This is a genomic window from Embleya sp. NPDC001921 (assembly GCF_053594475.1).
The window spans coordinates 199,171-218,488 of record NZ_JBSFEO010000014.1 but is presented as its reverse complement, the minus strand read 5'-3'; the positions used below and the strand labels follow the sequence as shown (position 1 = coordinate 218,488).

The window sequence follows — 19,318 nt, the reverse complement described above, 5'->3', positions numbered from 1 at the left end:
CCCCCACCGAACCCACCCGACGTCACGCTCGTCGGACCGACCCGCACCACCCCAACCCGCCGCAGAAAGACCTAAAACACCGGTATTGCCGCTAGACCGGGGATCGGCCCGCCGGCCGGCTCGGCCGGGGACCTCCCCGACCGGGCGGGCCGGCCCCCGGGGTCAGGCTCGCGGGGCCGGGCGGGTGAGCCTGAGGAGGCTCTCGTCGTTGTCCTCGTCGCTGCGACGACCCTCCTCGGCGAACCCGAGCCGGGCGTAGAACCCGCGGGCCCGGGTGTTCTTCTCGTACACCTCCAGCGTCAGCGCGCCGCGCAGCGCCGCCGCGTGCTCGACGAGCAGTCGGCCCACGCCGGTGCCCTGTGCCTCGGGAGCGACGAACAGGCCGCCGATCTCGCCGCCGGCCCCGCCTTCGATCTCGGCGTCGAGCAGGCCCAGGAGCGCGACCACTTCGCCGTCGGCCTCGGCCACCCGGTTGTCGGCGTGGACCAGGTGGATCTCGCGCATCTTGCGTTCGCGCTCGCCTTCGCCCTCGCCCGGGACGAAGGGGTGCGCGGCGCGGCCCGCGCGCGACCAGACGTCGACCGCGGCGTCCTCGTCGACGGGGCGATAGGGCCGGATTCTCGGAGTTTGGGCCATGCGCGCGACGGTATCCCACCCGGCGGTCGACGCTCGGCCGGGCGTTCCGTGCCCGACGCCGCACCGCCGGTCAACCGACGCCGCGCCCGCGCCGACAGGGGTGCGGATCCCCGCGGGGAGGGTCCGGGGTGGAGTGTCTCCGGGCAGCCGGGCGCCGGGCCCCGGCCGCTTGCGCCGGCGCGAACGGCTCCGGGAGCCCCGGCCGTTCGCGTTCAGTCGCCGCTCTCCGCCGAGGACGACGCCGAGTACGAACCCCACCCGGCCCGCTCGCTCGTGGAAGGACCCCGCGATGCCCAGCACGGACCCGACCGGGACGCCCGCCATCGCGGCGAAGAACAACGTCCCGCAGACGCCGAGCGGGATGTCGATCCACCGCCCGTTCGGCCCGCCCAGCACGATGTCCCGGGCAACGGCCGCGGTGAGCGCCGCGTTGAAGACCACCCAGACGGCCACCACCGCGACCACGATCACGGCCAGGGCCGGCAGGAACGTTTTCCCGGCCACGCGCGAGACCAGAGCGCGCGCCCGCGTCAAGGGGTTCCTCCCGACCGGGACGGCGGCTTCATCGCCGTTCGGCAGAACAGGGCCCCGTGTGCGCGCACTCCGTCCGGCAGTTCGGCGAGTACGTCCACCGCCCCACCGTGGACGCACGGACATCGAGGCGAGCCGTGCGGCCATGGCGTCGGTTCGGCCGGGCCTTGACCGGGCCCATGACATTCACGACTTCGCATCGCATTCTCGTGCCGGGCGGCAACGGCAAGTCCGGCCGCCGCGTCCTGGCGGCGCCGACGGCGCTCCGGCCGGGCAGCGGCGGTGCCGGGCCGAACCGCGCCGCCCGGCGAGGGGTCGGCGAAGCTCGTGTCAAACAGCCTTTGCCATTACGGCAAGGAATGTTGCCGGAGCGTCGAGGGGCGCGGATGCTGCACACCGAAAGGGAGGTGTACGGCATGAGGGAAAACGGACAGGATTTCGCGGCCGACGCGGACCGGGCGGACGTGGTGGATGCCGCGGGTCCGGGTGACCGGGAGCGGCGCTACGACGTCGTCGTGGTCGGCGGCGGCGCCGCCGGATTGAGCGCGGCGCTCACCCTGGGGCGGGCCCGGCGGTCGGTGCTGGTGGTGGACGCCGGACAGCCGCGCAACGCGCCGGCCCACGGGGTGCACAACTTCCTGGGCAGCGAGGGCATCGCGCCGGCCGAGCTGCTCGCGAACGGCCGCCGGGAGGTGGCCGGTTACGGCGGAGAGCTCACCCGGGGCACGGTGGCGGGGGTACGACGCGCGGCGGACGGCGACTTCCGGGTGGGGCTGGTGGACGGCCGCTCGGTCCGGGCCCGGCGGCTGGTGGTGACGACGGGGCTGGTCGACGAGCTGCCGGCGGTGCCCGGGCTGGCCGAGCGGTGGGGGCGCGAGGTGTTGCACTGCCCGTACTGCCACGGCTGGGAGGTGCGGGACCAGCCGATCGGCGTCCTGGCCACCGGACCGATGGGCGTCGAGCAGGCGCTGATGTGGAGCCAGTGGAGCAGGCGGGTGACGTTGTTCCTGCACACCGGTCCGGAGCCGGACGACGAGGCGTACGAGCGGCTCGCCGCGCGCGACGTCGGCGTGGTCGACGGCGAGGTGCGGGCGCTGCGGGTGGACGACCGGGACGGGTTGACCGGTGTGGTCCTGGCCGGCGGGACCACCGTGCCGGTGCGGGCCCTGGTGGTCGCTCCGCGTTTCACCGCCCGCGCCGCGCTGCTGAGCGATCTGGGCCTGGAGACCCGCGAGGCGGAGATGGGCGGACACGTGCTGGGTACCTACGTGCCCGCCGACGCTTCCGGTGCGACCGGGGCACCCGGCGTGTGGGCGGCGGGCAACGTCACCGACCTCACCGCCACCGTGGTCGGCTCCGCCGACTCCGGAATGCGCGCGGCGGCGGCCGTCAACGCGGATCTGATCGCCGAGGAAACCCGACAGGCGGTGAGCAGCCGACGCTCACCGGGGTAGGGCGCCTGGAGTGGCCGGTGCGGGCATCCCGCGTCCATTGCGGGCATCCCGCGTCCATCGGGCGCGGGATGCCGTCGCACCGCCCGGGAGTCGGGGACGAACGAGGCCCGCCGGCGGGCGCGGCGGACGGGAGGGCGCCGGCCGCCGGTCGTTCAGGGCCTGCGGCCGTGAAAGGTGCGGCGCAGGTCGCTCACCCAGGCGTCGGGGTTCTCCCACGGGATGAAGTGGCCGCCGTGGTCGTGGGCGTTGACGTTGACGTGGTTGAACCAATCGGCTTGCGGGCCGGTCTCGAACGCCCGGACGCGCTCGTCGGCGGTGTGGACGCCGGGCGGGTTCTCGTAGGTGACGAAGGTGAGGCCGACCGGGGCCCGCACGACCGGGGTTCGGTCGTGGGCGGGGGCCCAGGGGTAGCGGTTGGCGTTGGCGTAGTAACGCATCGACGTGGCGATGGAGTTGTTCACCCAGTAGATGGTGGCGTGGGTGAGCAGGTCGTCCCTGGTGAAGACGGACTCGACGTCGCCGCCGTTGTCGCTCCAGGCGTTCCAGCGCTCCAGCAGCCAGGCGAGCAGGCCGGCGGGGGAGTCGCTCGGCCCGTGGGCCAGGGTGGCGCCGTCGAGCATGTGCACGGCGAGGTGGGGTGCCCAGCGGCGGTCCGGTTCGACGACGCGGGCGCGGACGTCGGCGGGCTGGTCGTCGGTGAGGGGCCGGTTCCGGGCGAAGTCCCAGGCGCGGTGGCCGGTGAAGAAGTCGAGCGGCAGCCCGGAGCCGATGCGGATGCCGTACGACTCGTCGGCGTACTTGTGGCCGAGTTGACTGGAGACGATCCCGCCGATGTCGCAGCCCCCGGCGGCGTACTTCCCATACCCCAGGGTCTCGGTCATCAGGGTGTGCCAGAGGTCGGCGACCTTCCAGAAGTTGACGTCCGGAAAGCCGGTGAGCGGCCCGGGGAAGCCGAAGCCGGGCAGGGACGGCACGATGACGTCGAACGCGTCGGCGGGATCACCGCCGAACGCGGCCGGGTCGGCGAGCGGGTCGATCACCTTCGACCAGTGCCAGAACGTCCACGGCCGGCCGTGGGTAAGGATCAACGGGATCGGGCGAGGGCCGCGGCCGGGCTTGCGCATGAAGTGCACCGGTGTCGTCGGCCCCTCGGGCGGCGACACCGCGCCGTCCCGGCCGGGACACCGGGGCCTTGTCGGTCAGGCCAGTTGCTCGCGCAGGACCTCGAGCTGGGTCAGCCGGGCCCGGGCGTGCAGGGCGCGGCCCTTGTCGGTGGCGGTGACGAAGACGCCGCGGCGATCGGTGTCGCACATCGCGCGCTGGACCAGACCGCACTTCTCCAGCCGGGCGACGGCCCGCGAGGAGGCGCTCTGACTCAGGTGCAGGTCGCTGACCAGGTCGTGGATCCGGGACTTGCATCCCTCGGCGGCGATCAGCCGGTCCAGTACCTCGAAGTCGCTCATGGCGATGTCGTGTCGGGCCTGGAGGGCGCGATCGAGCTCGTGGGCGACCCGGCTGTATCGCGACAAAAGGGTGCGCCAACTCTCGATCAGCGGCTCCTCGGTCTTCATCGCGTCACGGTAACGCCACCCGTCATAACATGCAAGCAAATTTATTGCACCCACATTTAATGCGTAGACATTCAATGCGTGCGCATATATGTTCGTCGCCATGGCCCCAACAGTCGAGACCTACGCGGGACCGCCCTCCCGCGAGAAGTCCGTCCCCTCGTCCGCCGCGTCCGACTCAACACCGTCCGCCTCGCACTGGACCCCCAGACTCTGGGGCGTCCTGGCCGTGCTGTGCCTCGTCCTGTTCCTGGACGGCCTCGACGTCTCCATGGTCGGCGTCGCGCTGCCCTCGATCGGCCACGAACTGGGCATGTCCGCGACCTCGTTGCAGTGGATCGTCAACGGCTACGTGCTCGGGTACGGCGGGCTGATGATGCTCGGCGGCCGCACCGCCGACCTGCTCGGCCGGCGCCGGGTCTTCCTGATCGCACTCGCGGTGTTCGCCGCCGCCTCACTCCTGGGCGGGCTCGTCGACAGCGGCGGCCTGCTCATCGCCAGCCGCTTCATCAAGGGTCTGGCCGCGGCCTTCACCGCGCCGACCGCACTGTCCATCCTGACCACGACCTTCCCCGAGGGCCCGGCCCGCAACCGAGCGCTCTCCGTCTTCTCCGTCTTCGGTGCGAGCGGCTACTCGTCCGGCCTGATCCTGGGCGGACTGCTCACCGAGTTCGGCTGGCGCTGGACCTTCCTGACCCCCGTACCGCTGGCCGTTCTCGCCCTGGTGGCCGGGTACTTCCTGATCCCGCGGGACCGCCCCGCCGACTCCGGCGGCCACGATCTGGTCGGCGCCGTCACCCTCAGCGGCGGCATGCTGCTCGCCGTCTACACCGTTGTCTCCGCACCCGAACGAGGCTGGACCGCGCCGCTCACGCTCGGCTCGGTCGTGCTGGCCGCCGTACTGCTCACCGCGTTCGTGTTCGTCGAGAAGCGCATCGCCCACCCGCTCGTGCGCTTCGGCATCCTGCGGATCGGCACGGTGGTGCGGGCCAACCTGAGCATCGTCGCGCTGATGGGCTCCTACATGAGCTTCCAGTTCATGATGACGCTCTATCTCCAGGACGGCCTCGGCTGGTCCGCGCTGCGGATGGCGCTCGCGCTGCTGCCGGCCGGTCTGGTCGTCGCCTTCGGATCGCCGTTCACCGGACGCCTGATCAACCGCTACGGCACCGCGCCGCTGCTGATCGCGTCGATGGCCTCGATGAGCCTGGGCTACGGATGGTTCCTCGCCACCGCGGGCAGCACCCCGAACTACGCCTTCACCGTGCTGCCCACCATGCTGCTCCTGGGCGGCGGCTTCGCCTTCGGCTTCAGCGCGATCATGTCCCAGGCCACCGAGGGCATCGAGGACTCCGAACAGGGCCTCGCCTCCGGCCTGGTGCAGACCTCCGGCCAGGTCGGCGCGGCCCTCGTGCTCGCCGTGGTCACCGCCGTCACCACCGGCGCCACCGCCGGGGACACCGACTTCGGCGCCTACCGGCCCGGGGCCAACCTGGTCACCGGAGTGGCGATCGTGGGTCTGCTGCTCAACATCGTCCCGCTGCTCGCCTCCTCGCGCCGCCGGGCGCGGACGGCCGACGCCGACGGCACGACGCGCCTGTCCTGACCGTACGCGGGCCGCGCCGGCATCGAGGCGCGCATCCGACCCGCGCGACCCGAAGGCCGGCTCCGATCGGAACCGGCACCCGAGCCCCCACGTGCCGAACCGCGCGTGGGGGCTTCGGCGTGTGTGCGCCGGGCGCCACACATTGCCGACGCGCGGCGTTCGAAGACCCGGCCCGCCCGGCGCGACCCGCGCGGGCGGTCGGGCGGAGGGGCGGACGGGTGCGTGGATCCTCGTGGACGCCCGCCGGCACGACAACGGGGCGTGCGACGATGGCGACGAAGCGACGTGAACCGGGTGGAGGTCGACGTGGGGCTGTGGAACCGACGAGGTGCACCGGACGGCCCGGCCGACGAACCGGCGGGAGATCCCACCGAGGCGCTCGAAGCACTCGGGCTGACCGCCGACCGCACGGTGGAACTCTCCGCGACGCTCCGGGGCCCGGTGACCGAGCTCGTGCTGCGGGATCTGCCGCGGATCGAACTCGGCGCCGCGCCGCGCTGGTTGGACGCGACCCGGACCGTGATCGGATCCGCCGCACCGGCACTGCTACGGGACATGGTGCCCGGACTCGACGACGAACAGGCCGCCGCGGCCGCGTTCCACCCGCACCTGCTCCCCACCGTCGCCTACGAACTGCGCCGCCGCCGCGCCGCGCTGCGCCGGCCCAAGGACCCGGGTGCGTTGACCCGGACCGGGCCCGGAGCGCTGAAGCTGAGCGCGGCCCTGATGACCGGCCGGATGCTGGTGCACGGCCACATCGCCGCACGCGTCGGTGCGGACACCGCGAAGGAACTCGCGGCCGGTCATGCCGAAACGATTCGCTCGCTCGCCCTCGTCGACGCCTCGGACCACGCCCGTCGACACGAGCCGGCCTGGGGCGCGTGGGGGCTGCTCGACGCCCTCCAAGCCCTGCTGCGCAACCGCGAACTGCTCGGGGAACCGGTGGTTGTGGTACCGGCGCCGCCGACGCGGCCCGGGGAACCCGAAGCGGAGGCCTCCACGGTCGCCGAACTGGGCCTGATCCTGTGCTGCTCCGCGGCGATCGCCCTGATCGAGGCACTGCCGCCGACGGACTGAGCCGACGCCGTGCGCCGGCGCCGACGGACCGAGTCGGCGCCGTAAGCCGGCGCGACGGACGAGTCGGCGCCGGCGTCGACGCGCGGCGCCGACATGATCGGGTGAAAGCGCCGGCGCGGCCGTGCGGGTGGCTGTGCCCGGGCGGTTGTCCCGCTACGGCAGCGCCCGGGACCCGACATGCCCGGGTGGCACCGCGACCGTCCCGGGCCGGGCGTACATCGAACGGTGCAGCCACGGTTCGGTCGTGCGCAGGACGCCGGGGCGGACCGGTTTCCCGAGAGTGGACGAGGTAGGAGGCGTTCACGAAGGGACGGGCACATGCGCGGCGCGAAGTGGCGAGTGGGAGCGGTGGCTCTGGCGGCGGTGGTCGGAGCCGGGACCGGCGTGGCCCCGGCCGGTGCGACCGGTCCCGCCCTGACGGCCGACCTGCGGGCCGACAGCGACCGGGACGGTCGGGTCGCGCTGCGCGGATCGGGCGACGAGGCCGCCGAGCGGGCGGGCCGCGAGGCGGTGTTCCTGCCCAACCTGGACGACGACGGTCGTCGATGTCGACTCGAGCCCGGCGACCTCGACCGGCTCGACATCGCGGTCGACGAACGACTGGCGGCCTGCAACGACGCGGCGAACGAGGTGGTCGACGGGCCCGCGGACGAGGGCGACCTCGCGCCGCTGCGGGTGCCGCCCACGCGGGTGGGACACGGCGCGATCGGCCGGGTGGAGGTACCCGCGGCACAGCGCGAGCTGGTGCGGTTGTTCATCCGCCGCGACGGCTCCCTCGTACCGTTGGGCAACGTGCCGCTGACCGCGCGCGAGTTGCGGTCGGGCGTCGAACTCGCCGTCGAGGGACGGGACGTGCCGCGGGACCCGGCGCGGTGGGACGGGCGCGTCGCGATCACGCTCACGGTGTCCGAGGCCGGCCGGACCGCCACGGACACGGTACCGATGCGGGTGGCGCCGGTCCTGGTGCACAACGACCTGCAACGCGCCGAGCGGATCATCGCCGCGAAACCCGGGCCCGGCGCGGGCACCCCGGTCGAGATCCCCACCAACCCGGACCCGGGGTGGCCCGCCGACTGGGAGCCGTTCGCGAAGTCCCTGACGGACGCGGTCGTCCGCGCCGGTCTGGGACCGGACGCGGTGCGCTTCACCGAAGGCACCGACCAGTGGTGGCGGGACATCTGGCGGCAGGACATCTTCGAAGCCGGCACGGTGAGCATGCCCGCCCCGGGAGGCGAGGCCCAGGTCATGCGCGTCCTGCTGCGCTCGCCCAACCACTGGAGCTCGCCCACCGGGGACGCCGAATCGCTGCGCCGGGCGGGCCGGTTGATCTTCCGCGACCTGCGCGGCCCCGATGTCGCGGTGGTACAGCAGTACACGAGCGACCGCGGCGCGGCCGTCGACGACATGCTGAACTTCACCGGCAACTTCGAGTCCGTACCGGCGTTCCCGGGATCACCGCAGGGCCGCATCGTCTACGGGTCGGCCCCCTCCCGGATGCCGGACCAGTCGTTCGTCCGGATGCTCGCCGCCCAGGGGCAACAACCGCCGATCGCGATCGACACGTCGTGGCTGGTGGTCGGGCACGCCGACGAGACCGTGCACGTGGTGCGCGCGGACAACGCGCGCGGCTGGACCCTGATGGTCGCCGACCCGCGGCTCGCGGTCGACCTGTTGCGCCGGGCGCGGGCGGCGGGTTCGGGCGGGGAACGCCTGTTCGCCGACACGGCCTCGCCGAACCGGCCCACCGTCGACGAACTGCTCGCCGCCGACTGGTTCGCCCGGACGAACGAGTCGGCGGCCGGTCACATCGACGGCCAACTCGCGGTGCTGCTGCGTGAGACGGGCCTGCGATGGGATGAACTCGTACGGGTTCCGGTGCTGTTCGCGCCGGGCCGGCTGACCCCCGACGGTCCACAACGCGCCATCGCGTTCTCTCCCGGCATCGTCAACGGACTGTCTTTGACCGCACGGGACTTCGCGGCACCGGATCCGCACGGTCCACGGGTCGCGGGTGTCGACGTGTTTCGCGCCGAGACCGAACGGGCGCTCGGCGCACAGGGGGTGCGTACCCGATGGGTGGAGAACTTCTCCTGGGCCCACGTCGGCGGCGGCGAAGTGCACTGCGCGACGAACGCGCTGCGCGACCCGAGCGGCACGACGCCGTGGTGGCGGGAGCGATCGCGGGCCGCCGCCGGAGCGTGATCGGCGGCACGCCCGGGCGGTCCGCGCCCGGGCGTTCGGCAACCGGCGTTGTTTCGACGGGCGGTCGTGCCCTCGGGTCAGGTCCGGACCGGATGGCGTGCGCGTAGCGGGCTCTCGCCGAGGAGTTCCAGGCCCAGTGAGGTCAGCGAGTGCAGGACCGCGCCACCTCGCCGGGTCGTGGTGATCAGCCGGGCGTTCCGCAGCACGGTCGCGTGTTGGCTCGCCGACGCCGCCGAGACGTTCAAGCGACGGGCCAACTCCGTGGTCGTGCAACCGTCGTTGATCACGGTCAGCGCGGCGGCCCGGGTCCGGCCCAGGAGCGCGCCGAGCGCGCGGTCGTCGCCCACGCCGGGTTGCCACAGCGCGACGCCGTCCTGGAGGTCGCGCACGGTGGGGACGGCCAACACGTATGGCGCGGCTTCGTCCTGGACGTCCCAGAGCACCACCGACTCGCGCCAGACGAAGAGCGTCGGTGCGATCACCAGGCCCCGGCCATTGAGCAGGATGTCGTGGTCCTTGCGATGCCGCACTTCCAGGACCGGCGGATTCCAGCGGATGAGCGGTACGCACAGCCCGGCCAACAGGCCCTCGACACCGCTGTCGAGCAGCGTGTGGGTGTAGCGGCCGCGGGCCGCCTCCAGGTGCGAGCGCACCCGGTCGTGGAAGGGCGCGACCGTCACGTCGTGGCAGGCGCGCAGCGCCTCGGCGAACTCGCGGCGCGGTTCGAGGGCACCGTCCAGGAAGTCGCGCACCCAGGTCGAGTAGGCGGGGGCGAAGGTCAGGTGCGCCAGTTCCGCGCGTAATCGCGCGCCGGGTACCGCGAGCAGGTTCTCGATGCTTTCGTCGAGGGAGGGGGAGTCCCCGACCAGCGTGCGCAGATCCAGACCCGGACCGCGGATGGGCATCAGCGCGGTGAGCGGACCGGGCGCCGACTCCGGTCGCGCGGCCACCTCGGTGCGCCAGGCCCGGAAGGGCAGCGGTCTGCGCGGACCGTGCAGCAGTTCCAGGCTGTGGTACGTCTCGGCCGCCGCACCGACCGTCGCGGCCAATCGGGTCCTGGCCAGGTCCTCCGCGGTGAAGTGGATTCGCAGCACTCGTGCACTCCGGGGGTCGAGTGGATGGTCGGGGATGTTTGGTCCGAAATGTGCCTTCTATCGCTCTCCCGTACACGTACGTCCTCGGGAGGACCACGACAGTGTGCGTCCTCGGCGACGCCGCGACCAGCGGGTTTCGGTCCAGGCTGAAAGGCGTTTCCGGACAACGGCCGATCGGCCAGGCTTCGGGGACGGGGCGAGCGGACAACGTCGTCCGCCCGCCGGGGAATGCGAGCCGGGGTGGAGGGGCCCGGGCGCGAGACCACGGGGGTGGAGGCGGCGGGCTCGGCCGGAGATCCGACACGGGGCGGAAGCGCGGGCCGAGAGAAGACGTCGTCGGGACCCGAGTGGTGGTCGTGCCCGGATCTCGGCCCCGTCCGACGGGGACGGGCGGGGACTCCATCGTGCTCGGGATCGGCCGGAGGCGGGCGGACGTACGCTCGCCTCCTGCCGCGCGCGTCGGGCCGGGGCCGGGAATCGGGGGCCGGGCCGGGGGTTCACGGCCCGGGGGCTCGCGGCTCGCGGCTCGCGGGCCCATGGGCTCAGGCGAAGGCGTTCACGCCGGTCAGGGCGCGGCCGATGAGGAGCTTGTGGATCTGGCTGGTGCCTTCGTAGAGCGTCATCACGCGGGCGTCGCGCAGATACTTGCCGACCGGATACTCGTCGATGTAGCCGTATCCGCCGAACACCTGGAGCGCGTTGTCGGCCGCGCGCACCGCGGCCTCGGAGGCGAACAGCTTGGCCACCGAGGACTCGGTGGCGAACGGCAGGCCGCGATCGATGTGGTCGGCGACCTGCCAGGTCAGCAGGCGGGCCGCGCGTACGTCCACGGCGATGTCGCTGAGCAGTTCCTGGACCAACTGGTGGCCGGCGATGGGTTTGCCGAACTGCTCGCGCTCGCCCGCGTGGCGCACCGCCGCGTCCAGACACGCCTGCCCGATTCCCACACAGCCTGCCGCGACCGACATGCGGCCCTTGGCGAGTGCGGCCATCGCGACCGAGAAGCCCTTGCCGAGTTCGCCCAGCCGGGCGGAGTCCGGCACTCGGACGGCGTCCAGGACCAGTTCGGCGGTCGCCTGTCCGCGCAGCCCCAACTTGCCGTGCACTTCCCGGCGTTGCAGACCGGGGGCGTCGGTCGGCACGAGGAACGCGGTCACGCCCTTGTGGCCCGCCTCGCCGGTCCGGGCGAACACCAGCGCCACGTCGGCCCAGGTGCCGTTGGTGATGAACATCTTGGCGCCGGTCAGCAGCCAGTCGCCGCCGTCGCACACCGCGCGGGTGGCCAGGTTAGCCGCGTCGGAACCGGTGTTCGGCTCGGTGAGCGCGAAGCAGCCCAGCGCCTCGCCCGCGCACAGCCGAGGCAGCCACGCGTGCCTTTGCTCCTCGCTCCCGTACGCGGCGATCGACTTGGCGACCAGGCCGAGCGAGACCGACACGATGCCGCGCACGGCCGAGTCGCCGCGCCCCAGTTCCTCCAGCACGAGACAGTAGGCCAGGTGGTCGCCGGCCGATCCGCCGTACTCCTCGGGAATGGTCAGGCCGAGGAAGCCCAGCCAGCCCAACTTCGCGACGATGCCCGGGTCGACGGACTCGGCGCGGTCCCACTCGGTGGCGTGCGGGACGAGTTCGCGGTCGGCGAACCGTGCGGCCAGATCCCGCACGGCGTTTTGTTCGTCGGTCAACTCCAGGTTCATGGGCCGGCTCTCCTGATCCTCGGAATCGGGTGGTCGCGACTCGGCCGGGCGACGCGGCGCCGGATGGGCCTCAGCCGCGTGCGGCCTCGGCGCCTTCGGGGCCTCCGTCGACCGCCGTCGACCGGTCAAATTAGCAGTGCCGATTTCATCCGCGTGGGACGCGGAACCCCGGACCGGCGGCGTGCGTCGCAGTGCCGGGCCCGAACACCGGTCGGGCCGAAGCCGATTCGGGTCGAATGGGAGCCGCACTTGCGCGCCTACAACCACATCCTGGCCGCCACGACGCTTGCCGGCACGCTGCTCCTGGCCGGCTGCGGGGCGGACTCGACGCCGGTGGGGATCGGGACGCCCACGCCCACGCCGACGCTCGGTGCCTCGAGCCCGGTCGTCGCCGAGACCGGCGAGGACAACACCAGGCTGGACGACGCCGCGCTGAAGAAGAGCATTCAGGCGGCGGGCCGCGGTGTCTCGACCGTGCGTGCCATCGGCGACGTGCGATCACCCGACGGGCGCCGAAGGATCGGCTACGACCTGCGCTTCGACCAGTCCCGGAGGAGCTACATCGGCTCGATGACGGTGGGTGGGCGAACGATCGAACTGCGTCGGATCGGCGCGGACCTGTACCTGAAGGCCGGCGCGGACTACTGGACGGCCGCCGGCAAGCTCGCCGACCCGAGCGACGCCGGGCGACTGCACGAGAAGTACGTCAGGATCGAGGCCGACAACCCGCGATTCGAGGACGTCACCGAGATCGCCGACTACGGCAGCGTCGCGACGGTCGTCATGGACTGGGGATCCACGCCGAAGCGCCGCTCGGAGGAGATGCTCGACGGCCGGCGGATGCTCGTGCTGACCGTCGCCGACCCGGACGACGGCGACATCAGCCTGTACGTACCCGCCACCGGAAGTCCGGTCCCGGTGCGGCTCCTCGCCCCGGGCCCCTCCACCGTCGACTGGTCCGATCCCGGCAAGCCGGTGGAGATCACCGCCCCACCGGCGGCGGCCACGGTGGCCCTGCCGCCGCTGAACCGCGAGACCAGGCCGTCCGCCGATTGATCCGTTCGCGGCTTCGGCCGGGGACGCTCCGGCGGGATTGCGTCAGCGGCCCACGGGCACGGTGACGAACAATGCCCCGGCCGTTCCGGCGAGCGCCAGGTAGACGCCCAGGTGCGCCGCGCGATACCGGTCGAACCCGGGCTTATGGGGCCACAACCACGATGTCAACGCGACGGGCACGGACGCCACCGCGAGCCACGCGGCCCGGTTCACCGCCGCGGTGGCCTCCGGACAGTCGGCGGCGGAGTCGCAGGAGTCGAACGCCATCGCACTCAGCCCGAAGAGGAAGAGGTGCGCACCCGCGAATGGGACGGTCAAGACGGTGGCGATGACGGGGGCGGCCGGCGAGCCACGCCGGGACGCGGGCGTGCCGGCGTGGGGCACGGAGCGGAGCGAAGCCTTGTGGTGTGTCATGTGGTCAGCTCATCACCGGGGGGGCGGCACGGGATGAGTACGGGTACTCATTTGCCCCGTTCACCCGGAACCGGCGCCGCGGACACGCCGTTCCGGGTATGTCGGCGCTCGGTGACGCGGTGTGTCCCGAAGGCGAACAGGCCGCGGGGGTAGAGCAGTTGCGCGGGGCGGGAGGTGAAGTCGGTGGATGCCGCCGATCCGTGCGGCGATGCCGTGCCCGCGTTCGAGGCGGCCTCGTGGTGGGAGCGGGCGGTCAGGAGCCCAGGTAGCGGAGGATGGCCAGGACTCGGCGGCTGTAGCCCGGGCCGGCGGCGTGGGCCAGGTCGAGGCGGTCGAAGATCGCGTTGACGTGCTTCTCCACCGCGCTCTGCGACACGTGCAGGGCCTGTGCGATGGCGGCGTTGGTGCGGCCCTCGGCCATGTGCGCCAACACCTCGCGCTCGCGCGGGGTGAGCCGGTCCAGCGGGTCGACGTGGCTGGTGCGGGCCAGGAGCTGGCGCACCACCTCGGGGTCGAACGCGGCGCCGCCGGCGGCGACCCGGTTCAGCGCGTCCAGGAAGTCGTCCACGTGCGCGACGCGGTCCTTGAGCAGATAGCCCACCGCCGCGCCGTCGTGGGTCAACAGCTCGACCGCGTACCGCTTCTCGATGTACTGGGACAGCACCAGCACACCCACCCCCGGCAACCGGCGGCGCACCTCCAGGGCGGCCCGCAGGCCCTCGTCGGTGTGCGTGGGCGGCATCCGCACGTCGGCCACCACCACGTCCGGGACGTGCTCGAGGACCGCCTCGACCATGGCGTCGCCGTCACCGACGCCCGCGACCACCTCGTGCCCCTCGTCGGCGAGCAGTCGGGCCAACCCCTCGCGCAGCAGGGCCGAATCGTCGGCCAGGACTATGCGCACGGTACCTCCGCGGTGATCGTGGTGGGACCTCCGGGCGGGCTGTCCACCCGAAGGGTTCCGTCCAGGGCGGCGACCCGACGGGCCAGCCCGGACAGTCCGCCGCCGGCGGGATTCGCGCCGCCGACGCCGTCGTCGACGATACGTACCCGCACCGTGTCGCCGGCGCCCGAGACGCACACCGTGACGGCGTCGGCGCCCGCGTGCTTGACCGTGTTGGTGACGGCCTCGGCGACCACGAAGTAGACCGCGGTGGCCACGATCGGCGCGGGTTCCGCCGCCACGTCGTACGTCAACCCGACCCGTACCGGCGCCCGCTCGGCGATCGTCTCCAGGACCGCGCGCAACCCGCCGTCGTCCAACCCCGTGGGATGGATCCGCCAGGCCACGTCCCGCAGATCGGTCAGCGCCTGCTGGGCCTGCTCGTGTGCCTGACGCAACAACTCGTCGGTGCGCGCGGGATCGTTGCCGCGGCGGGCCCGGCCGATCAGCATGCCCAGGGCGACCAGGCGCTGCTGCACCCCGTCGTGCAGGTCGCGTTCGATCCGCCGGCGCTCCTCGTGCACCGCCTCGACCACGCCCGCCCGGCTCGCCGCCAACTCGTCCACCCGAAGCCGCAGCAGCTCGCTCGGGTCCGGTTCGAGCAGGCGCCGGGCCAGCGCCCGTTCGGTGTCCGCGAGCCCGACCAGGCCGTACAACGCCAGGGCGAGCAGGGCCAGTCCGGACGGGAGCAGGATGGCCACATCGGAGGTGGTGGTGTTCGGACTGCCCGTCGCCCACGCGCCCACCATCACCGCGGCGAACCCCACGCCGCCGACGGTGAGCACCAGGAGCGCGCCGCCGAGCAGTCCGACCGGCACCCGCGCCGCCAGGTAGCGGACCAGGCGCCTCGGCTCGGTGGGGGTGGGGTGGAGCGGGTCCCCGGGGCGGGCCAGGCGTGCGCGCTCCAGGTCGGTCAGGGCGCGGGCGCAGCGCGTGATCAGGCGCGGCACGCCCCGGCGCGGGCGCGTCCGGGAGCGGGGGACGACCGCGTACAACAGCCCGGTGCCGGCCAGGAAGAGCACTTCCGGCAGCGCGGTCGCGGCGCCCACGAAGACCACCCGCACGGCGCGCAGGGCAGCCGTCGCCCCGGTACGCACCACCGTCCCGAACCCACGCGGGCGCCGTGTGTCGTCGACCGGACCCGAACCGTCCAATGCTCCTGCTCCGTCCTGTCCCGTCCTCGATCCCGTCCCCGTTCGCGCACGTCACGGCGATGACCCGAGCCTCTCATCCGGTTCCCCGGCCGACCCGGGTGGGTCGCTAGGCTCCGGCCGAACCGCGTGGGTCGCTCGGCTCCGGCCGACCCGGGTGGGTCGCTCGGCTCCGACCGAACCGCCCGGGTCGCCCGGCTCGGGCCGAACCGCCCGGGTCGCCCGGCTCCGACCGAACCGCCAGGGTCGCCCGGCTCCGATCCGTCCGGCGGCCTTCGCTCGGCGCCGCCGGGCCGGGCGACCCCCACCCCGGTCGGCCGTCCGCTCACCCGCCGCTCGCCATCGCCTCGCGCAGGTCGACCCGGGCCGCCCGGCGGGAGGGGAGCCACGCCGCGAGGGTGCCGACGACGACCGCGCCGACCAGGACGGCCCCGCATGTGGTCCACGGGACGGCGAGCGTGTCGAGGCCCTTCGTGGCCAGCACGCGCCGGGTGGCCGCGCCCCAGGCCAGGCCGGGCAGCAGACCCAGGACCGCGCCGACCACGGCGATCAGCACCGCCTCCGTGCGGATCATCCGGCGCACCCGCCGGCGGGTCAGCCCCAGGGCCCGCAACAGCGCGATCTCCCGGGTGCGTTCGACCACGGACAGCGCGAGTGTGTTGACCACGCCCAGTACGGCCACCAGGATCGCCAGCGCGAGCAGGGCGTACACCAGGTCCAGGGCGAGGGCGACCGTGTCGTGCAGCGCCTCGCGGTAGCTGTCCCGGTCGCGCACCTTGGTCTGCGGGAAGCCGGCCAGGCGCTCGGCCAGGGCCGCGTACACCCGGTCCCGATCCGCTCCCGCCGCCGTGGTCGCGAAGTACACGTCGTCCAACGGCATTTGCTCCGCCGGCAGGTTCGCCCGGGCGACATGGGTGCCGATGTAGGTCGCGCCGGAGGCGAACACGTCGCCGTCGCGGACGATGCCGCCGACGGTGAGCCGCGCGGTGCCACCGCCGTGGAAGCGCACCCGCACCGGATCGCCGAGCCGCAGCCGGTGTTCGTCGGCGAACGCCTGGGGCACGGTGATCCCGTCGCCGCCCGGGGCCAGCGTCGAGCGGGCGTCGCCGGCGGTGAAGGTCAGCCGGAAGTCGTCGGTGAACCGCTCGGTGGTGGCGGTGAGATCGTGATCGCGGTCGGTGCCGTGCGCGGTGATCAGGTCGGCGCGCACGGTCTGTTGCGCGGTGACGTGGTCCAGTCCCGGCGTCTCCCGCACCACGCGGGCCACCTGTTCGGTCATCGGGCTCGACGAGAGCACGAAGTAGTCGGCCTTCACGGTGCGTTCGAGTTGGCCGTCGACCGAGGTCACCAGCGACGCGGCGACCAGGGACAGGAAGCTCACCAGCGCGATGCCCACCATCAGGGCCGACGCGGTGGCCCCGGTACGTCGCGGGTCGCGAATCGCGTTGCCGCGCGCGAGCCGACCGATCGGTCCGGACCGGCGCGCGATCAGTCGGTTCAGGCCGCGGACGGCCCACACGCTCAGGATCGGCGCGCCGGCGACGGTGCCGACCAGGGTGAGCAGGACGCCGGCCGCGAGCAACGGCCCGGCCGCCGCGAGGTCGTCGGCACGTACCGCGAGCAACAGCGCGCCGGCGCCCAGCAGTCCGCCGGCGCCGGCCACCAGGTTGCGGACCCGCAGCGAGCGCCCGGTCGCGGGTCCGGCCACGCGCAGCAGCGCCGCCATGGGGGAGACCCGGCCGGCCCGGCGCGCGGGCAGGTACGCGGCCACCAGGGTGATCAGCACGCCCACCGCGTACGCGGCCACCGGCGTCGACCAGCGCACCGTCGGCCCGCTCGCCGCCGGGGCGTCGCCGACCTGTCCCACGATCCGGATCAGCCCGGCCGCGAGTCCGACGCCCAGGGCCAGTCCCAGCGTCGATCCGGCCACGCCCAACAACCCGGCCTCGCCCAGGATCAACCGGTTGACCTGACCCCGCCGGGCGCCGACGGCGCGCAGCAGCCCGCTCTGTCGGGTCCGCGCGGCGACCAGCATGGAGAACGTGTTGCCGATCAGGAACACGCCGACGAGCACCGAGATCCCGGCGAAGCCGAGCATCAGGTAGGTGACCACGTCCAGCGAGGAGCCGGCGGCATCGCCCCGGGCGGCGGCCTCCTGATCGCGGGTGCGCACGGTGAACGGGGCGGGATCGGCCAGCGCGGCCGACACCTGCTGCCGCAACCGCGCGTCGGCGACCCCGGGCGCGGCGGTGACCGCGACGGAGGTGAACCGTGCCGTCGCCCCCAGGAGTCGGCGTTGCGCGGTCGCCGAGTCCACGAACACGTCCGCTTCGTGGGCCCGATCCGCCCGCGCCTGCCCCAGGCCCACCACGGTCGCCTCGAAGGTGCCGGGTATCGCCATGATCCGCAACCGGTCGCCGATCCGAATCCCGTGCGCCTTGGCGGTGTTCGCCGCCACGACCACCTCGGCCGGACCGCCGGGGGCACGTCCTCGGCTCACCCGCGGCGCGGACCGGGGATCGGCCGGCCAGTCGGCGACGGTGCCGCCGCGCGTACTCAGCGGTTCGCCCCGGCCGTCCAGGACCACGATGTCCGGAACGTGCACCCGGCCGTACGCGGCGCGCACACCCTCGGTCCGGGCCACCGTGTCGAGCACCGCGCCGGGCACGGTCGCGGGCAGGCCGGTGCCGTCCTGCCGATCGCCGCCCTGACGGGGCGTCACCGTCACGTCCGCGGCGGAGCCCGAGAACGACGCGCGCGCGGAGGCCGCGACCGAGTCGCGGAAGACCAGGGTTCCGGCGACGAACGCGGTACCCAACGCGATGGCCACCAGGGCCAGAAGCATCCGCGCCTTGTGTGCCACCACGCCGCGCAGCGCGATCCGAGTGAGCGTCACCGTCGTACCCCGTCCGCGTCGTTCCCGATCGTGGCGGACATGCCCATCGGATGCGCCGACCCGGGGACGGGCGCGGGTCGATACGTTCGCCCGGGACCGTCGAACCGTCTCATCCGCGCGAACACGGCGTCCGCCGTCGGTTCGGCCAGGTCGTCCACGATCCGGCCGTCGGCCAGGAAGACGACCCGATCGGCGTAGGCCGCCGCGTTCGGGTCGTGGGTGACCATGAGTACGGTCTGGCCCCATTCGCGCACACCGCGGCGGAGCAGTTCGAGCACCTCGGTCCCGGCCCGGGAGTCCAGGTTCCCGGTCGGTTCGTCGGCGAACACGATCTCCGGCCGGGATGCCAACGCCCTTGCCACCGCGACGCGTTGCTGCTGACCACCGGACAGCTCGGCGGGTCGGTGAGCCAGCCGGCCGGTCAGACCGGTGGCCGCGACGATGCGATCCAGATGGACCCGGTCCACCCGGCGCCCGGCGATCTCGACCGGCAGCGTGATGTTCTCCAGGGCGGTCAGCGTGGGCAGCAGGTTGAACGCCTGGAAGACGAACCCCAGTCGGTCGCGCCGCAGTTGCGTCAACGCGGTGTCGTCGAGCCCGGCCAACTCGGTACCGCCGACGGCCACACTGCCCTCGCCGGCGGTGTCCAGCCCGGCCAGGCACTGCATGAGCGTCGACTTGCCGGAGCCGGACGGCCCCATGATCGCGGTGAAGCCGCCGCGGACGAGGTCCAGGTCCACCCCCGCCAGGGCCACGACTCGGGTCGCACCCGACCCGTACTCCTTGACCAGTCCCCTGGCCCGCGCGGCGAACGGCGACGTGTCCCGCGCGCCCTCGGCGGTTGTCGCCGTCCGCGTCCTGCTCCTCGGCATCCGCCGACCTCCTCGCTCACCCGATGGGGCCTCGTTCCGGTCGGAACGGGCCTCGAATCACCGGTAGGAGCAGCCTCCAAGATCGCCGACGCCCGGACCATGGGGCGCGGCACCGACCCCACCT

At 73.4% G+C, this 19,318-nt stretch carries 14 protein-coding genes and 1 pseudogene; 5 read left to right on the top strand and 10 right to left on the bottom strand.

The window, feature by feature from the left end:
- Positions 1 to 162: 162 nt before the first annotated feature.
- On the bottom strand, positions 163 to 636 hold the full coding sequence (locus ACWCPW_RS18960) for a GNAT family N-acetyltransferase (protein ID WP_449762726.1): 474 nt from the start codon (positions 634 to 636) through the stop codon (positions 163 to 165).
- 947 nt (positions 637 to 1,583) lie between these two features.
- On the opposite strand from ACWCPW_RS18960, the gene ACWCPW_RS18955 reads away from it, so the two are divergent.
- The gene (locus ACWCPW_RS18955) at positions 1,584 to 2,621 is read left to right on the top strand and encodes an NAD(P)/FAD-dependent oxidoreductase (protein WP_449762721.1); all 1,038 of its coding nucleotides are present in this window, start codon (positions 1,584 to 1,586) and stop codon (positions 2,619 to 2,621) included.
- 152 nt (positions 2,622 to 2,773) lie between these two features.
- Here ACWCPW_RS18955 and ACWCPW_RS18950 read toward each other — a convergent pair.
- Positions 2,774 to 3,757, bottom strand: a pseudogene (locus ACWCPW_RS18950) (alpha/beta fold hydrolase); the annotation flags it as partial.
- 63 nt (positions 3,758 to 3,820) lie between these two features.
- On the bottom strand, positions 3,821 to 4,192 hold the full coding sequence (locus tag ACWCPW_RS18945) for a MarR family winged helix-turn-helix transcriptional regulator (RefSeq protein ID WP_449762720.1): 372 nt from the start codon (positions 4,190 to 4,192) through the stop codon (positions 3,821 to 3,823).
- Positions 4,193 to 4,292: 100 nt separating this feature from the next.
- On the opposite strand from ACWCPW_RS18945, the gene ACWCPW_RS18940 reads away from it, so the two are divergent.
- The 3 genes from ACWCPW_RS18940 (at position 4,293) to ACWCPW_RS18930 (ending at position 9,074) form a co-directional block, all read left to right on the top strand.
- Complete coding sequence (locus ACWCPW_RS18940) at positions 4,293 to 5,795, top strand: MFS transporter (RefSeq protein ID WP_449762719.1); 1,503 nt, start codon at positions 4,293 to 4,295, stop codon at positions 5,793 to 5,795.
- Positions 5,796 to 6,080: 285 nt separating this feature from the next.
- Entirely contained in the window at positions 6,081 to 6,872 is a 792-nt protein-coding gene (locus tag ACWCPW_RS18935; protein WP_449762718.1) for a hypothetical protein, read from the top strand.
- A 318-nt stretch (positions 6,873 to 7,190) separates the two neighbouring features.
- Positions 7,191 to 9,074, top strand: a complete 1,884-nt coding sequence (locus tag ACWCPW_RS18930) for a protein-arginine deiminase family protein (protein ID WP_449762717.1) — start codon at positions 7,191 to 7,193, stop codon at positions 9,072 to 9,074.
- Positions 9,075 to 9,151: 77 nt separating this feature from the next.
- Here the strand turns inward: ACWCPW_RS18930 and ACWCPW_RS18925 are convergent, their stop codons facing one another.
- Together ACWCPW_RS18925 and ACWCPW_RS18920 are read right to left on the bottom strand one after the other, a co-directional pair.
- Positions 9,152 to 10,168 carry an ArsR/SmtB family transcription factor gene (locus ACWCPW_RS18925; protein WP_449762716.1) on the bottom strand — a complete coding sequence of 339 codons (1,017 nt, stop codon included), beginning with the start codon at positions 10,166 to 10,168 and terminating at the stop codon, positions 9,152 to 9,154.
- A gap of 542 nt (positions 10,169 to 10,710) precedes the next feature.
- Positions 10,711 to 11,862, bottom strand: a complete 1,152-nt coding sequence (locus ACWCPW_RS18920) for an acyl-CoA dehydrogenase family protein (protein ID WP_449762715.1) — start codon at positions 11,860 to 11,862, stop codon at positions 10,711 to 10,713.
- Between the two features lie 249 nt (positions 11,863 to 12,111).
- Here ACWCPW_RS18920 and ACWCPW_RS18915 point away from each other — a divergent pair, with 249 nt between their 5' ends.
- A complete protein-coding gene (locus ACWCPW_RS18915) occupies positions 12,112 to 12,918 on the top strand; it encodes a hypothetical protein (protein ID WP_449762714.1) in 807 nt (268 codons plus the stop codon).
- A gap of 42 nt (positions 12,919 to 12,960) precedes the next feature.
- Here the strand turns inward: ACWCPW_RS18915 and ACWCPW_RS18910 are convergent, their stop codons facing one another.
- The 5 genes from ACWCPW_RS18910 to ACWCPW_RS18890 form a co-directional block, all read right to left on the bottom strand.
- Positions 12,961 to 13,236, bottom strand: coding sequence for a hypothetical protein (locus ACWCPW_RS18910; protein ID WP_449762713.1), 276 nt, complete (start codon positions 13,234 to 13,236; stop codon positions 12,961 to 12,963).
- Positions 13,237 to 13,585: 349 nt separating this feature from the next.
- A complete protein-coding gene (locus ACWCPW_RS18905) occupies positions 13,586 to 14,236 on the bottom strand; it encodes a response regulator (RefSeq protein WP_395865244.1) in 651 nt (216 codons plus the stop codon).
- Positions 14,227 to 15,375 carry a sensor histidine kinase gene (locus ACWCPW_RS18900; RefSeq protein ID WP_449762712.1) on the bottom strand — a complete coding sequence of 383 codons (1,149 nt, stop codon included), beginning with the start codon at positions 15,373 to 15,375 and terminating at the stop codon, positions 14,227 to 14,229. Before ACWCPW_RS18900 ends, ACWCPW_RS18905 begins: the two co-directional genes overlap by 10 nt.
- A 376-nt stretch (positions 15,376 to 15,751) precedes the next feature.
- Positions 15,752 to 18,322 (bottom strand): ABC transporter permease, encoded by a 2,571-nt coding sequence (locus ACWCPW_RS18895; protein WP_449762711.1) that lies wholly within the window; start codon positions 18,320 to 18,322, stop codon positions 15,752 to 15,754.
- The gene (locus tag ACWCPW_RS18890; RefSeq protein WP_449762710.1) at positions 18,319 to 19,194 is read right to left on the bottom strand and encodes an ABC transporter ATP-binding protein; all 876 of its coding nucleotides are present in this window, start codon (positions 19,192 to 19,194) and stop codon (positions 18,319 to 18,321) included. The genes ACWCPW_RS18895 and ACWCPW_RS18890 overlap by 4 nt, the downstream gene beginning before the upstream one ends.
- Positions 19,195 to 19,318 lie beyond the last annotated feature (124 nt).

What these genes read in the sequence shown, in the direction of transcription:
- ACWCPW_RS18960 (WP_449762726.1), bottom strand. Translation starts at nt 636, where the DNA reads ATGGCCCAAACTCCGAGAATCCGGCCCTATCGCCCCGTCGACGAGGAC.
- ACWCPW_RS18955 (WP_449762721.1), top strand. Translation starts at nt 1,584, where the DNA reads ATGAGGGAAAACGGACAGGATTTCGCGGCCGACGCGGACCGGGCGGAC.
- ACWCPW_RS18945 (WP_449762720.1), bottom strand. Translation starts at nt 4,192, where the DNA reads ATGAAGACCGAGGAGCCGCTGATCGAGAGTTGGCGCACCCTTTTGTCG.
- ACWCPW_RS18940 (WP_449762719.1), top strand. Translation starts at nt 4,293, where the DNA reads ATGGCCCCAACAGTCGAGACCTACGCGGGACCGCCCTCCCGCGAGAAG.
- ACWCPW_RS18930 (WP_449762717.1), top strand. Translation starts at nt 7,191, where the DNA reads ATGCGCGGCGCGAAGTGGCGAGTGGGAGCGGTGGCTCTGGCGGCGGTG.
- ACWCPW_RS18920 (WP_449762715.1), bottom strand. Translation starts at nt 11,862, where the DNA reads ATGAACCTGGAGTTGACCGACGAACAAAACGCCGTGCGGGATCTGGCC.
- ACWCPW_RS18890 (WP_449762710.1), bottom strand. Translation starts at nt 19,194, where the DNA reads ATGCCGAGGAGCAGGACGCGGACGGCGACAACCGCCGAGGGCGCGCGG.